Origin of the sequence: Gottfriedia acidiceleris (assembly GCF_002128425.1) — a bacterium.
Lineage (GTDB): Bacteria > Bacillota > Bacilli > Bacillales > Bacillaceae_G > Gottfriedia > Gottfriedia acidiceleris.
The window spans coordinates 117,542-132,542 of the sequence record NZ_NESS01000006.1 but is presented as its reverse complement, the minus strand read 5'-3'; the positions used below and the strand labels follow the sequence as shown (position 1 = coordinate 132,542).

Here is a 15,001-nt window from a genome sequence, read left to right as displayed (position 1 = left end):
TATTGTCAATATTATTTTTTAGTGAAATCATTGAAAAATTCTCAAAAATGGTTTATATTTTACTGAGAATGATAATCAATGACAGAATATTCTGGAGTGAGAACCGAATGAACATGAACGATCTATATGATGTAACAGTAATCGGAGGAGGTCCCGCTGGACTTTACTCTGCTTTTTATAGTGGTTTACGAGAAATGAAAACAAAAATAATAGAATTTCAACCTGATTTAGGCGGTAAGGTTCATTGTTATCCTGAAAAGATGATTTGGGATGTTGGAGGACAACCACCAATCCCTGGCGAGAGGTTTATCGGTCAAATTGTTCAGCAAGGATTAACGTTTGATCCTACTGTTGTGTTAAATGAAAAAGTCGACACAATCACTCGTGACGATAATGGCATTTTTGTTTTACATACAGCTTCAGGTCAAAAACATTATTCTAAAACAGTTATTGTTGCAGTTGGAAGCGGTATTTTAAATCCAACAAAGCTTAAAATAGATGGTGCAGAAAGATTCGAAGTCTCAAACTTAAACTATACAGTAAAATCACTTAAACATTTCCAAAATAAAACTGTAATCGTTTCTGGCGGTGGGAACTCTGCAATTGATTGGGCCAATGAATTAGAGCCAATTGCTAAGAAAGTTTATTTAACTTACCGAAAAGATGCTCTAAAGGGTCATGAAGCACAAGTCTCTCAATTAATGAATAGTTCAGTTGAATGTCTTTTCAATACATCTATTACAAAATTAATCGCTGGTGAAAACCATGAAGAGATTGAAAAGGTTGAACTTACAAATAATGAAACTGGTGAATTATCTCATTTGGCTATCGATGAGGTAATCATAAACCACGGTTATGAACAAGATACTTCTTTATTAAATAACAGTGAAATAAAAGTAGAAATGGTTCAAGATTTCTATATTAAAGGCAATACAACGAGTGAAACTTCAATCGAGGGGATTTATGCAGCTGGAGATATTCTAATGCATGAAGGAAAGCTACAATTAATTGCTGGTGCATTTCAAGACGCTGCTAATGCCGTTAATAAAGCGAAGCAATATATCCAACCAGATGCTAGTGGGTCAGCAATGGTTTCATCTCATAACGAAGTATTTAAAAAACGAAATCGTGAATTAATTAAACAGATGATGAATTAATCTTGAAAAAATGATGTCTTTTTTTCAAGATTAATTAAAACATTACGGTTTTATCTGGAAGCGTAATTTTAGCAAATTTTTGCTAAGCAAATACTCCAAAAACGTATTCTAAACGAATTCGTTTTTTTATTTGTTAAGTGATAATGAATTTAACACTACTGATCATAAAAAATGTTGGAGTGAATAAGACTGCATTTCAAGAGATGTCCTAGTTGGATCATCTTTGAAAATGCAGTCTTCATTTGTTTTCTCTTATGTCACAAAGCACATTCTATCAATCTATTTACGAGAAACCAGTATTATTCCTCACCCTTTAAGGCAAAAGTACCCCAAGGCTGAATATAATCAATAAGGAAATGCTCTTCCTCCACAACATCCCCAATATAGTTTTTCCGACTATCTAGCGGCATGTCTTTCAACACAACTTGGAGCTCCCCCTTATATTTTCCAAAGCTATTGTTTCCGATGAAGATTCTCCCTTTTTGCTGCTTAATGCTGTTGCGAATTGGGAAATCTTCAGTAGCAAATTTTTTCCTAACCTCTACCGAACGAATCATATATTCACTAATGTCCCCACGTCTTATGTGAAGCTCCCCCAGTGAGATGTTCTTCTCTGTATCAGATATTTCCGGTTGAAGCTTTACTTTTAGTTCCACAAAATCACGATTTAAGGATCCAAGTAGCTGCAGTTCATCTTCGCTTGCATATGCGTTTCCGATTATGACATCGTCAATTAACTTTGTAGCCCATAAATGCTTTGCTTGTACATCAATTGGCAAGGAACGATGTTGTTCTATTGTACATAAGCCATCATTAATGTCCCAAGGGCCGATATTGCCGTGATGAGAAGTGACAAATGCTGCTGTGCGGATTCCATGCTTTTTAAATCGTTCACTGCATTTTATAAAGAAATCATATGGCAAACCTGTATACCTTTGCGGATAAAAATTATGACAACCGAGCAGCAGAGACTTATTACCTTGGTGCATTAGTATGTTCTCTAGATAGTCGACATCATTACTCATGTTCAGTTCAATCTTAAGCCCATATGAGTTATATGTCATCTTTGATTCCTTTAGTCCGTCAAAACCAAGATCCAGTCGGATTCCATCCGCACCTAGTTGAGCAAAGAAGCTTAAGTCATCATAGCTGATATCCAGCTTTTCGAAAACAGCTGGCGCTACATCCAAAATAACTTCCATCCCCAGGGATTTTGCATACGCGATTATATTTATAAACTCTTCCATAATAATTTCTTTTGGTTTATTCACAGAAAGAAGACAAGTAAAAACTCGTTCGAATCCGTACTGAGAAGCTAGTGCTAAATATTCCTTGTCTTTTTCAGGTTTTGAATGTTCGGGATATATGGAAACACCTAGTTTTCTTGTCATTACCTTTTCTTCCTCCTAATTGACTATAATTTTCTGTCAGCAGTCAACCTTGTAACGTAGTCTCTATATCTTGTTGAAACGAACACACTGCAAAATACAGTTGTGACAATTATGATAGAAACAAACTTGCTGCCGATGAGTATAAATATGAAAATGGATAAACCGATAGCTAAAATAGAAATCCCAATCGATGCCCAAGGAGTAATCTTCCTCCCAAAGTTAGAACGATCGAATAAAATATGAGCTATTATTAATGTGAAAACGGCACTTATCATTTGAATCATCTTAGGCTGCTTGTCTCCCTTCTTCTTCCAATTTCATTTGTTTTTTTTCAAACACTTTAAAGAAAGGATAGTATATGACCAATGCGATACAGAAGTTTAGAATAGAAAGGGCACCTGCCGAAAAGGTCCAGTTTGTACTAATAACAGCCCCAATTGGCGCTAGCATTGTGAATGGCAATTTTGCCATCATCATTGGAATGAAACCAGAAACTACTGCAAAGTAAGAGATCGTCGTCGTCACTAATGGCGTAACAATAAACGGAATGCAAAGTATAGGGTTCATCACGATAGGAGCACCAAAGATAATAGGCTCATTGATATTGAATAATCCTGGAACAAAAGCCAACCTTCCTAAATCTTTTAAATATTTTACTTTCGAGAACATAAACAGAACAACAAGAGCCAAGGTTGATCCCGCACCGCCAATCCATACGAACCATTGAAGAAATTGTTCTGTAAATAAATATGGTAGGTGGTGGGCATTTCCAGTCTGTGCAAATTTATCTGCATTTTCAAGGATTGCTGTATCCCACATCGGACGAATGAGCGGATCCAAAATTGCTGGACCGTGAATGCCAAGTGACCAGAAAAATACGATTAAGAAAACTGTTAGTAATCCGCCAAGTAAACTATTACCTACTAATATATTTTTAAGCGGAGAAATCAAAGTTGTAATGAATGAGTTAATATTGAAATTAAATCCGTAACGAATAGTCCAAAAAACAAACACAACCGCAAAAGTAGGAATAAGGGCAGAAAACGATTTTGCGACTGCTGGCGGAACACTGTCCGGCATCCTTACAGTAATATTGTGTTTTATTAAAAACCGATAAATTTCAACAGTAATTAAAGATGTAACAATTGCTCCGAATAATGATCCGGCACTTAAACTGCTGATAGGCAGCCAACGTCCAGCATCGATGACCCCTTCTACTGGCTGTGTGACCTGTACAGGCACAACACAGGAAATTAGAAATGCAAGCATTGATAAAAAGCCAGCATTCAATTGATCCAATTTATATGATTCCGCCAATGCTGATCCTACGCCAAATGCCGCATATAATGACATGGCACCAACCGTAAAACGAAATGGAATATCGAGAGCAGCTTTATGCGGTGCGATCCATTGACTGAACGCATCGACTGGGAAGTTTAGAAATAGCACAAAAAACGATCCAACAATTGTCAGTGGGAGCGTAGACATCACGCCATTTCGTACTGCTAATAAATGCCTTTGTGACCCAATCTTATAAGTGAATGGAGCTATCTTATTCTCCAAAAAGCCGAATAGTTTATTCATCTCCTTGTAATCTCCTTTTAATTATTTGAATGATTCATCAATACGATCTAACTTGATTAGTGTGTTTTTCGATGATGATTATCTTGAAATTCCGATCAACCGTAGGCTTAGGATATCCAGCTTTGTCCATCTTGCTGTGTTATATCAAGTCATCCACAAAAAATTACCATCTTCTTATGCTTTGGAAGTAATTGACTCAGCATGCTTCAGAATGGCTTCACCGTTACACATTCCGTAGTGCATTTGATTGATGACTTCGACTGGTACATTATACTGCTTGCCCAGCTCTTGAAATCTTGGCAGTGAAAAGCGGATTTGTGGCCCTAAAAGCACGACATCACTATCCTTTATTTCTTCTTCTGCTTTGCCTTGGTCAACTGCTTTGATCAAATACTGTTTTCCTTGGATCTCGGCTGAAGCCTGCATTTTTTTAACAATGATGCTAGTGGACATACCTGCTGCACAACATAATAAAATTTTCATAGTAAATCTCTCCTTTTAAAAATTGCTTAAAGTTAGAATATAAATTCTTCTTTATGTAACAAAACTGTTGTTTAAAAAGACCTTATAAAGGCATTTGCATTGTATCTATTTTTTTGTATAACGAAATGAATTCCTCTGCAAGTTCCCTTACTGTGATTGCATTCATCAGATGATCTTGCGCATGGACTAGGAGTAAGTTGATTTCAGTTTTATTATCGGCGGCTTCATCTTGAATAAGCGTAGTTTGTATTTGATGTGCAAGGCCTAATTCCTCTTTCGCCTGTTTCAAACTTTCCAGTGCTTCTTCCATCTTTCCATTCTTGGCGAATCTGATTGCTTCTAATGATAAACTGCGTGCATTCCCTCCATGTAAAATAATTTGAAAACTGATTGGTAAGCTAGTTTCCATATTTACCTCCTGATATTTATAAAAGCGTTTTCTTGATATTTGTATTTTAATTCGAAATCCATTTCCGCTAAATATAAAAAACTTCCGTTAGAAACGGAAGTTTTGAAATAGCATGCCGAAAATTTTTTTCTATATATAAACTAGGCTATTTAACATCTATCAATTTATTAAACTCTTTTTGACTGGTGCAACCTATTATTTTATCTACCGTACTTTTATTATCGAGAATGTTGTATAGGAAATCATATAAATATTGAAGATCACTCTTATTGTTTTGCTTTATGCTAAATAGGCAAACCAATTGTACAGGTGTTCCTCCCCAATCAATTGGCTTAGCCAAGGTACAAAACGCGATAAACGTCTCTTGACTCATATTTTTGATAGGGTGCGGAATTGCTACAAGGTTGCCGAAGGCTGTAGAAGAACATACTTCTCGCTCCAACACGGAAGCACAGAAGGAATCGTCTCCCAACTGTAAATCAACGATTTTGCTACTTAAAAATCGGATGACTTCCTCTCTCGAATTCATTTGCTGCTGTAAAAAGACTAATTCACTCTTTACATGGTTACTGATATCCCCGCTGTGTTGTTGGAATAATTTTTCCCTGATTTTGCTTACATCATCTTTACCTAGTATTGTATTTACTTTTATAACTGGCACAGAAATATCATTATCGATTGTCACAGTACTGATTATAAAATCAATCTGATCCTCTAATACAAAATCTTTCAAATTATAATAGCTTACAACATCGACAATATCCAATGATCCTCCAAAATGCTCAATTAATTTATATTTAAGCAACTGGGCACTTCCCTTTCCTGTTGCACATACGATTAAACAGCGCTTTTGTTTTCTGTTCTTTTTCTGCCTCTCGATGGATGCACCTAAATGAATGGCCAAATACCCGGTTTCGCCTTCTTCAATTTCTTTTTTTATCTTGCAGCTAATCACTTTGGATGCAATTAAGCCGGCTTCAAACGCTAAGGGATATTGTGTTTTGATATCCTGAATTATTGGATTTCTCACATTCAGACCATATTTGATACGATTTAATGCTACATATAAATGTTCCGCCATATTCAGCTTCAGCTCTTCATCATGCTGTAAATCTATATTCATCTCTTCAAAAATAGCCTGAAGAATTTCTTGTATCATATGGTCCACTGTTTCCTCTTTGGAAGGCACGTCGAAAGCCAAATAGCTTGCCACCTTTGTTCCCATTAAATGGATGGTTATATAAATGCTTTCTACATATGGAAAGTGAATAAAAAATGCTTTTTCCAGCTCTGACAGCATTTTGCAAGAAATCTGATATTCCTTTGAATGTTCAATATATTTCGTATCTATATTTATTTCTTTTATTACACTGCCACTCCGTATTCTTTCAATAGAAATTAAAATGTGCACTAGTAAGTTTTCAAACTCCTGGTCGGATAATTCCATGTTTTTTTCCTTTAGGGAACGAAGCATAATCTCATTGACCATTTCTATTTCAAAGGATTTGAACAGATTCAGCATATATTGTACATTTTGCATAAGCGGTGTGTGGATATCGCGATTGAAATAATACTCGGACATGCAAGAACGGATATTAAATTCATCACCCTTTACGCATACGCCGTAGTTTGGGCGTTTTTCCAGCATTAATTTATATTTTCCCAATAGCTTCTTCACATCTTTTATTAAATTATTCACTGTAGATTTGCTAACGAAAATTTCTTCTGCCAAGTCTTCTAGCTTTATATAATCTGGAGAACCGAGCAATCTTCTTATGATATATATAACTCGTCCTTTTTGGTCGATAGGGACATCAGAATCGTTTCCGATATACTTTTGATGGTATGTTTGTATAAACGAATAAAATGAATTTTCATCTAGGATTTCCAATTGATATCCATTCCCTCTATAGGATTGGATAACCGCACCGTGTTCACGAATGAACACATTTAACATTTTTATATCCGCTCGAATCGTACGAGACGATACGTTCGCAAATTTCGAAAGGTAATTTCCATTAATTACTGATTTTGTTTTAAGAAATTCCTGTAGTATAAAAATTGACCGAGGATGCATATTACTCATTCATCATCCCTCCCTTCTTATCTATTTCACTTATAAAAAGTTTTCGTGCAAATATACTATTAAAAAGTAAAAATACATGGCTCAGAGCTTTATGGAGAAGCTTACTGTTTGCACAACTTTTTCGCCAAAGTGACTTATTACGGGTTAGATATCCATCAAAGATACATATGTGTATTTAGGTTACTTAAGTTATATAGTAAACGCTTTCAATCATTGAACTGAAAAGGTATAAGAAATTGCTATTTCTTTTTCATATATTCACAATATCATAGAAAGTCAACCTAGTAAATATAACGTTATAATGTTTAACCAGCGGAGATGGACAACAAAAAATAAGTAGATTGCAGGGAATCAAGCGAAAGAAAAAACATGGATAAATCACTTGATAAAGATGAATTAACCTATAAAAGACAAAATGAGAAAGGAGTTAAATCTCCCTTCCCATTTTGTCAATAGTCCCAAATAGACCTCTATTTCCACACTGTCATATACTTTTTTCGATACTTTGGATCCTCTTCTGTTTCAATTAATTCTAAAGCCTTATGTTTAATCTCTTCATTCTTAACCGCGTCATACAGATTTCTCATACATTGAATGATATCGTACCGAATTAGTGTATGGTTCTTCTCTTCTTTACAATCTAAATAACGTTTTTCTAAATGATCAAGGACGATTGCTCTTTGCTCTGGACCAGCTAAACCTACTCTCCATATTGATTGTAAAGTGTGTCTTGCCGTAACAAATTTTGGATCATATGTAACTTGCCAAATTGCAGGAAAATCGTTTAGCATCCTCTTCTCTGGATCACTAATCGCTAAATTTGAGAGAAATTGTGCGGCTCTTGACCTTTTGTGAATACTTTTATGAGTTAGCTCCGATTTTAAACGGTCCCATACTTCATATGACCAATCCACTTTCTCTTTTGTAACGGAAATAATATAGTTAAAAGCTTCGTATTGCAAATTCTTGTCTTTTGATTCAAGGTTTTCAAAATAAGTTTGAACTTTCTGATCCATTTCACGTACCTCTTTGAAAATAGTCAATATGATGATATCATTCCCTAGCATTTACTAGCTATGAAAAAAAATTATCTTATCGTTCAATTTTTTTCGTTTTTTACTCATACGAAGCTTACTATCCCAAGTCCGTATACTTTAAAATCAAGGAAATCGGTGCATTATATTAAATTTAATTAAACGTTTGTTTAGTTTTGTTGTTAAACTATTTCATTAAAAAGAATCCCTCTAAATTGTATTAAAATGAACGATAGTAAGTTCCGGGTCGTATAAGTATTAAGGAGGGATTTTTATGAAAACAATTTTATTTGAAGAAGATAAATTAATTATTACACTTTCTAGTTTTGAAACAATTTTAGGATTAAAACATACAATCGAAGTAGGATATGGTGATATTAAAGATGTTAAGATAGAGGATCTCCATCAATTTCTATGGAAAATATACGGTACTCAAATTGGTGCAAATAAATATGGTTATTTTAAAAAGGACGGCGTGAACTATTTTGTTGCTACAAGTACTAACAAAGGGAATTTAGTTTTAACTTTAAACAATCACAAATACGATAAAATCATTTTAGAATTAGATCATGTTGACGATGTTTTCCATCAAATAAAAACTACTTTACGTTCATAATTCATCTGTAGCTGGGATTTAATTAAGACTGTCTTTAACGGACAGTCTTTTCGGATTTATAAATGAATAATTTCAAATCGGTTATCAAATTCTCTTAAATACTCTACAACTAATTTGCGGTGACAATGGTGTGGTTTTTCTTCGCTACACAAAAAGCATGGAACGCCGCCGTTGCTTATAAAGTCGTTAATTTTTGTTTCGATTTTACGATTTTGTATTAAGGACAAAAAGTCTTTTTCAAAATCATTCCACGAGACTTCCTTTTTCTTAATTGCTTTCAGTAATTCTTCTGTTGGAGCTAAATCAGTGTCATGCGTATATTGAATGTTTAATAAATCCATTACAAAATGAAGGTCATCTTTTTTTGCAAATCCTGCTAGTTGTGATGTGTTATGTAGTCGGGTATCAATTAGATGAGTTACGTTATTTTGTTGGAGCATTGATGAGAAGGTTCTTAATGATTTTTTTGAGAATCCGATTGTTGTTATGTTCATATTGGATAACTACTCCTTTTATTTGAATGTGATAATTAATATTTGTTGCTTTATAAAAGATGTTGTTGATTTCCACTCCGGAATTCTTGCTTTCCATGGGTCGATTCTTGAGTCTCCTCGGCGCGCCAGCTAAGGTCTTTAGGCTTCCCGCATTTCCCATAAGAGTCTAGCATCCTTGCGTTTCAATCTTTTTCTTCTTCTACAGTTTTCTCTTAAATTCCTTTACATCGTTAGAAGTTATATGACCAATAATAATCAAATATAAATTATTGAACAGTCTAAACTAAACTCCATTATAAAAAGCCCAGCCTAAGCTGAGCTTCAAAGTATTTAGATATTTAACAAATTCTATGTTAAGACTTCACCGTTTCAACTGTAACTTCTTCAAATGGCCAAGATGGAAGCATTTTTCTTAGGATTTTGTCTTCTCTGTAGCCAAGGTCATATTCAGCTTGCATAATTGTATGAATCTCTCTAGTTCCTTCATAAATGACTGGTGCTTTTGAGTTTCTTAAGTAGCGCTCTACTGGGAACTCATTTGAAAATCCGTACGCCCCGTGAATTTGAACTGCATCGTTTGCAGCTTCGTTTGCGGCATTACAAGAAATCCATTTTGCTAGTGACGTTTCTCGAGTGTTACGTTTTCCACTATTTTTTAACCAACCAGCTTTGTAAACTAATAAACGTGAGATTTCAAGGTTTGAAGACATTTTTGCAATCATTTGTTGAACTAATTGATGTTTTCCTATTTCTTTGCCAAATGTTTTTCGTTCGTGGCAGTATTTTACGCTCGCTTCAAGTGAAGCCTGAATTAAACCACAAGCTCCAGCAGCAACTGTAAATCGTCCATTATCAAGCGCAGACATGGCAATTTTAAAGCCTTCTCCTTCAAAACCTAATAAGTTTTCAGCAGGTACTCTTACGTCATCTAAAAATACTTCACCAGTATTCCCTGCTCTAATACCCATTTTTCCTTTGATCGCTTTTGTGGAAACGCCTTCAAATGTACGTTCTACAATAAAACAAGATATTCCATGATGCTTTAAGTCGTGATTTGTTTTCGCAAAAATTAAGAAATGGTCAGCTACATCACATAATGATATCCATGTTTTAGAACCATTTAAAATATAGCTATCCCCATCTTTTACAGCTGTAGTCGACATTGCAACGACATCTGAGCCAGCATTCGGTTCAGTTAGTCCAAATGCTCCAATTTTCTTGCCCTCTGCTTGAGGTATTAAATATTTTTTCTTTTGTTCTTCAGTTCCCCATTGTAGTAATGTCATACTATTCAAACCAGTATGTACAGAAACGGCAGTACGGAAAGCAGTGTCTCCACGTTCTAATTCTTCACAGACAATTGCTAAAGTATTGTAATCCATTCCTACTCCACCATATTGTTCTGGAATACATACACCCATTAGTTGTAAATCTGCAAGTCGTTTTAGAATATTAGCTTCAAAATGCCCTTTTTCATCCCATTCTTTAATAAAAGGGATAATCTCTCTGTCTACAAATGACCTGACTACTTTCCTTACACTAATTTGTTCTTCTGATAATAAAAAATCCATGACTATTTCCTCCTCAAATTGTTTTATTCCGTTTCATTTCTTCTATTTCAATTCGGGAATATCCTAGCTTACTTATTATTTCTTCTGTATGCTCACTATGTAGGGGTGGGTGTCTTAACACTTCAATTGGTGTTTTTGATAACTTTAACGGTGATCCGACTAATTTTAAATCCTTTATAAAAGGATGGTTTACATCTAACACCATTTCTCTCGATTTAGCTTGTTTTGACTGTAGGGCTTCACTCACATTATTTATTGGTCCATTTGGGATTCCAATTTGATCTAATAATTGTTTCCACTCATTTTTACTTTTTGTTTTTAACTTATTTTGAATTAATAGCTCTATTTGTTTTCGATGCTGTAAACGGACAGTATTTGTCTTAAATTTTTCTTCCAAAAGAATAGGTTCATCAATTAGTAAAGCAAACCTTTTAAATTGTTCATCATTACCTACCGCTATGACTAATTCACCGTCACTTGCAGTAAAGACTTGATACGGCACGATATTTGGGTGTTGATTCCCCATTCGCTTAGGTATAATTCCACTGCATAAATAATTACTAGCTACATTTACTAAAGCGGCTAGCTGAGAATCAAACAATGAAATATCGATTTCTTGACCTTCTCCTGTACGATCTCGATGCAAAAGTGAGGCTAAAATCCCGATACATGTAAATAGACCTGTTAAAACATCCGAAATGGCTACACCTACTTTTGTTGGCTCTGATTCTTTCTCACCAGTAATGCTCATTAATCCAGACATCGCTTGGATGATATAATCATATCCTGGTAAACTTGAATTCGGCCCTTCACTGCCAAACCCACTAATAGATGCTAATATTATGTCTTCTTTTATTTTTTTCAAATCCTCGTAGCCAAAACCTAATTTTGTCATTGTTCCAGGTTTGAAATTTTGAACAACTACATCAGCCTCTGAAACTAGCTTTTTTAATATCTCTTTACCTTGCTCACTTTTTAAGTTCAGAGTAATGCCTTGTTTATTGCGGTTTGCACATAAATAATAAGCGCTTTCACCTCCAACGAAAGGTGGCCCCCATCCCCTTGTTTCATCGCCATTATTTATACTTTCTATTTTTATAATCTCCGCTCCTAAGTCTCCAAGGATCATCGTACAAAAAGGCCCAGCTAGTACTCTTGTTAAATCAATGATTTTTACTCCATGTAATGCACCCGGCAAATTTCCCACCTCTATTAATCTAGTTAATAAGCCAGTAAACGATCAATTACAATAGTTGAATTGAATGTTTAACTGGCTTACAACTGCGCTTTGTATTAACAGTAGATTTATTAGATGTCTAACCCAATTGAAATATATTTAACTTCTAAAAATTCCTCAATTCCAAAGTGACCGCCTTCTCTTCCAAGGCCACTCTCTTTATAACCGCCAAATGGAACTTGTACAGCAGAAGGTAGGGCATCATTTAGTCCAATAATTCCGTACTCAAGTGCTTCTGTAACACGGAAAGAACGACTTAAGTTCTCCGTATACACATATGCAGCCAGACCGTAATTTGAATTATTTGCTCGCTCAATTACTTCCTCTTCTGTTTTAAACGTAGCAATTGGTGCAAGTGGACCAAATATTTCTTCCTTCATACATGCCATTTCATCCGTAATTCCAGTTAAAATAGTTGGTGCATAATAATATCCATTTTCCTCTGAAGGTTTATTACCACTAAAGACGATTTTCCCACCATTTTTAGTAGCATCTTCAACTAGTGTTTTTACCTTTTCTAAAGCTGCGTGATCAATAAGTGGGCCAACATCAATTCCTTCTTCTAATCCATTACCCACTTTTAATTTTTCTAGCTCTTTTGTAAATAACGCTGTAAATTCTTCGGCTACACTTTCTTGTACATAAATACGATTTGTACAAATACAAGTTTGACCTGCATTGCGGAATTTTGACTGAACTAGGCCAACCGCTGCTTTTGATAAATCAGCATCATCCATGACAATAAATGGTGCATTTCCACCAAGTTCTAATGACACCTTTTTGACATTCTCCGCTGCTCCTCTCATTAGCGTTTTACCAACTTCAGTCGAACCAGTGAATGTAATTTTCGTTACCCTAGGATCCTTAAGCCATACATCACCAATTTCGGATGATTTACCAGTAACGACATTAATTACACCTTTTGGAATTCCCGCTTCATGAGCAAGCTCTGCAAGCTTTAGTGCAGTTAAAGGTGTTTGAGTAGCTGGTTTAATAACTGTCGTACAACCAGCTGCAAGTGCAGGAGCAACTTTTCTAGTAATCATTGCTGCAGGAAAGTTCCACGGCGTAATTGCTGCCACTACCCCTACAGGCTCTTTTCTAACTAGAATTCGTTTATTAGGCTGTGATGCTGGAATTGTTTCTCCGTATACACGTTTACCTTCTTCTGCATACCAAGAAATAAAACCATTCGCATAAACTGTCTCACCTAATGCTTCTTTTAATGGTTTACCTTGCTCTATTGTCATTAATTTAGCAATTTCTTCTTTCTTTTCGTCGATCAGACGATACCAATTCATTAATAAATGGTATCTTTCTTCTGCTGTCTTCTTTGACCAAGTTTTAAAGGCGGTATGAGCAGCATCAACAGCTAATTTAGCTTCATATGTACCACCTGTTGGAATTGCCCCTACAACTACACCAGTTGCAGGATTGGTAACCTTCGTATAATATTCATGATCATTTCCAACCCATGTACCATCTATATACATTGGGTAGACTTCGTATTTCTCTTTAATTTGGCTCATGAGTTTACCTCCAATTGAAATTCCGGTACTAATACAGCTTCAATTGACTCTTGTAAAATATCTAGTCCCTCTTCAAGCTGTTCATCCGTGATTGTTAGTGGCATTAATAATCGAATAACATTACCAAAGATTCCTGCACTTAATAACATTAACCCTCTATTGTTTGCTTCTTTTACAATCTTTCCAACTGTCACTTTATCTGGTGTTTTATCTTTCTTATTTGTCACAATCTCCATTGCACACATTGCACCAATTCCACGGATATCGCCTATTTGTTCAAACTGTTTAGCCCAGCTGCGCATTTTTTCGTTAACTTTTTCGCCAATTACAACAGCTCGATCATTTAATCCTTCTTCTTCAATGATATCGAGTACTGCTAATGCTGCACGACATCCAAGTGGACTACCAGCATATGTTCCACCTATTTCTCCAGCATCAGAAGCTTCCATAATTTCTTTCCTACCGATAACGCCACTAATAGGAACCCCTGCACCCATTGACTTTGAAATTGTAATTAAATCAGGCTCAATTCCAAAGTGCTCAATTGCAAAATATTTACCTGTTCTAGCAAAACCAGTTTGAATCTCATCTGCTACAAATAATATTCCATATTGCGTACAGATTTCTCTAACCCTTTTTACAAAATCAATATCAGGAACAATAAAGCCACCTTCACCTTGGATTGGTTCCATTACGACAGCAGCAATTGTTTCTGGTGCAACCTCTGCAATGAGAAACTGTTCAAATTGTTCGATGATGAATTTACTATATTCTTTTTCATCCATTTGATCTGGACGACGATAAACATATGGATATGGTGCTTTATACACTTCCGGAGCAAATGGTCCAAATCCATATTTGTAAGGTTTAACCTTACTTGTCATCGTCATTGTCATTAATGTTCGACCATGGAATCCTCTAGTAAAAGAAATGATTCCTTGACGCTTCGTATATTTTCTTGCAATTTTCACTGCATTTTCAACAGCTTCTGCGCCACTATTAAAAAACGCTACTTGTTTATCGAAACTTCCAGGTGAAAGATCCGCCAATTTTTCTGCAAGCTGAATATAAGATTCATACATCATGACATTAAAGCCTGTATGAATATAATCACCAGCTTGAGATTGGAGCGCCCTTACGACTCTAGGATGGGAATGCCCTACATTTATCGTTCCAATTGCCCCTGCAAAATCAATAAATGTATTTCCATCAATATCCTCAACTAGTGCACCCTTTGCTTTTTTTACAAATGCTTCACTATTATTACTAATCCCTTTTGGAACCACTTTATTTCTTCGAGCAACCAACTCTTGAGATTTTGGTCCTGGAATTGATGTTTGGATTTTAACGAATTTACGATCTGCCATTATTACACCATCCTATCTATAACGATTTTGTCTGTAATAAAAG

General features: G+C 35.4%; 13 protein-coding genes. 2 read left to right on the top strand and 11 right to left on the bottom strand.

Features of this window, described 5'->3' with window-relative positions:
• The first annotated feature begins 107 nt into the window (after positions 1-107).
• Positions 108-1,157 (top strand): NAD(P)/FAD-dependent oxidoreductase, encoded by a 1,050-nt coding sequence (locus B6K90_RS13110; protein WP_088013222.1) that lies wholly within the window; start codon positions 108-110, stop codon positions 1,155-1,157.
• A 299-nt stretch (positions 1,158-1,456) separates the two neighbouring features.
• On the opposite strand, the gene B6K90_RS13105 is transcribed toward B6K90_RS13110, so the two are convergent.
• The 6 genes from B6K90_RS13105 to B6K90_RS13080 all read right to left on the bottom strand — a co-directional run bounded on the left by B6K90_RS13105 (position 1,457) and on the right by B6K90_RS13080 (position 8,126).
• Positions 1,457-2,548, bottom strand: coding sequence for a DUF871 domain-containing protein (locus B6K90_RS13105; protein WP_088013221.1), 1,092 nt, complete (start codon positions 2,546-2,548; stop codon positions 1,457-1,459).
• Between the two features lie 285 nt (positions 2,549-2,833).
• Positions 2,834-4,132 (bottom strand): PTS sugar transporter subunit IIC, encoded by a 1,299-nt coding sequence (locus tag B6K90_RS13100; RefSeq protein ID WP_088013220.1) that lies wholly within the window; start codon positions 4,130-4,132, stop codon positions 2,834-2,836.
• Positions 4,133-4,306: 174 nt separating this feature from the next.
• The gene (locus B6K90_RS13095) at positions 4,307-4,615 is read right to left on the bottom strand and encodes a PTS sugar transporter subunit IIB (RefSeq protein ID WP_088013219.1); all 309 of its coding nucleotides are present in this window, start codon (positions 4,613-4,615) and stop codon (positions 4,307-4,309) included.
• Between the two features lie 82 nt (positions 4,616-4,697).
• Positions 4,698-5,024, bottom strand: a complete 327-nt coding sequence (locus tag B6K90_RS13090; RefSeq protein WP_088013218.1) for a PTS lactose/cellobiose transporter subunit IIA — start codon at positions 5,022-5,024, stop codon at positions 4,698-4,700.
• A 145-nt stretch (positions 5,025-5,169) separates the two neighbouring features.
• Positions 5,170-7,110 (bottom strand): BglG family transcription antiterminator, encoded by a 1,941-nt coding sequence (locus tag B6K90_RS13085; protein ID WP_088013217.1) that lies wholly within the window; start codon positions 7,108-7,110, stop codon positions 5,170-5,172.
• A gap of 470 nt (positions 7,111-7,580) precedes the next feature.
• Positions 7,581-8,126, bottom strand: coding sequence for a hypothetical protein (locus tag B6K90_RS13080; protein WP_088013216.1), 546 nt, complete (start codon positions 8,124-8,126; stop codon positions 7,581-7,583).
• Between the two features lie 292 nt (positions 8,127-8,418).
• On the opposite strand from B6K90_RS13080, the gene B6K90_RS13075 reads away from it, so the two are divergent.
• On the top strand, positions 8,419-8,760 hold the full coding sequence (locus tag B6K90_RS13075; protein ID WP_088013215.1) for a hypothetical protein: 342 nt from the start codon (positions 8,419-8,421) through the stop codon (positions 8,758-8,760).
• Between the two features lie 56 nt (positions 8,761-8,816).
• On the opposite strand, the gene B6K90_RS13070 is transcribed toward B6K90_RS13075, so the two are convergent.
• The 5 genes from B6K90_RS13070 to gabT form a co-directional block, all read right to left on the bottom strand.
• Positions 8,817-9,254: a DUF488 domain-containing protein gene (locus tag B6K90_RS13070; RefSeq protein WP_088013214.1), complete on the bottom strand. Its 438-nt coding sequence runs from the start codon at positions 9,252-9,254 to the stop codon at positions 8,817-8,819.
• A 353-nt stretch (positions 9,255-9,607) separates the two neighbouring features.
• Positions 9,608-10,825 carry an acyl-CoA dehydrogenase family protein gene (locus B6K90_RS13065; protein ID WP_088013213.1) on the bottom strand — a complete coding sequence of 406 codons (1,218 nt, stop codon included), beginning with the start codon at positions 10,823-10,825 and terminating at the stop codon, positions 9,608-9,610.
• A gap of 13 nt (positions 10,826-10,838) precedes the next feature.
• The gene (locus tag B6K90_RS13060) at positions 10,839-12,023 is read right to left on the bottom strand and encodes a CaiB/BaiF CoA transferase family protein (RefSeq protein WP_088013212.1); all 1,185 of its coding nucleotides are present in this window, start codon (positions 12,021-12,023) and stop codon (positions 10,839-10,841) included.
• Positions 12,024-12,133: 110 nt separating this feature from the next.
• Entirely contained in the window at positions 12,134-13,555 is a 1,422-nt protein-coding gene (locus B6K90_RS13055) for an NAD-dependent succinate-semialdehyde dehydrogenase (protein WP_407920521.1), read from the bottom strand.
• Positions 13,556-13,587: 32 nt separating this feature from the next.
• Positions 13,588-14,958: a 4-aminobutyrate--2-oxoglutarate transaminase gene (gene gabT / locus B6K90_RS13050; RefSeq protein ID WP_088013210.1), complete on the bottom strand. Its 1,371-nt coding sequence runs from the start codon at positions 14,956-14,958 to the stop codon at positions 13,588-13,590.
• Between the last annotated feature and the right edge of the window lie 43 nt (positions 14,959-15,001).

Coding starts and splice junctions, on each gene's coding strand:
- B6K90_RS13110 (WP_088013222.1), top strand. CDS start 108: ATGAACATGAACGATCTATATGATGTAACAGTAATCGGAGGAGGTCCC.
- B6K90_RS13105 (WP_088013221.1), bottom strand. CDS start 2,548: ATGACAAGAAAACTAGGTGTTTCCATATATCCCGAACATTCAAAACCT.
- B6K90_RS13100 (WP_088013220.1), bottom strand. CDS start 4,132: ATGAATAAACTATTCGGCTTTTTGGAGAATAAGATAGCTCCATTCACT.
- B6K90_RS13095 (WP_088013219.1), bottom strand. CDS start 4,615: ATGAAAATTTTATTATGTTGTGCAGCAGGTATGTCCACTAGCATCATT.
- B6K90_RS13090 (WP_088013218.1), bottom strand. CDS start 5,024: ATGGAAACTAGCTTACCAATCAGTTTTCAAATTATTTTACATGGAGGG.
- B6K90_RS13085 (WP_088013217.1), bottom strand. CDS start 7,110: ATGAGTAATATGCATCCTCGGTCAATTTTTATACTACAGGAATTTCTT.
- B6K90_RS13080 (WP_088013216.1), bottom strand. CDS start 8,126: ATGGATCAGAAAGTTCAAACTTATTTTGAAAACCTTGAATCAAAAGAC.
- B6K90_RS13075 (WP_088013215.1), top strand. CDS start 8,419: ATGAAAACAATTTTATTTGAAGAAGATAAATTAATTATTACACTTTCT.
- B6K90_RS13070 (WP_088013214.1), bottom strand. CDS start 9,254: ATGAACATAACAACAATCGGATTCTCAAAAAAATCATTAAGAACCTTC.
- B6K90_RS13065 (WP_088013213.1), bottom strand. CDS start 10,825: ATGGATTTTTTATTATCAGAAGAACAAATTAGTGTAAGGAAAGTAGTC.
- B6K90_RS13055 (WP_407920521.1), bottom strand. CDS start 13,555: ATGTATATAGATGGTACATGGGTTGGAAATGATCATGAATATTATACG.
- gabT (WP_088013210.1), bottom strand. CDS start 14,958: ATGGCAGATCGTAAATTCGTTAAAATCCAAACATCAATTCCAGGACCA.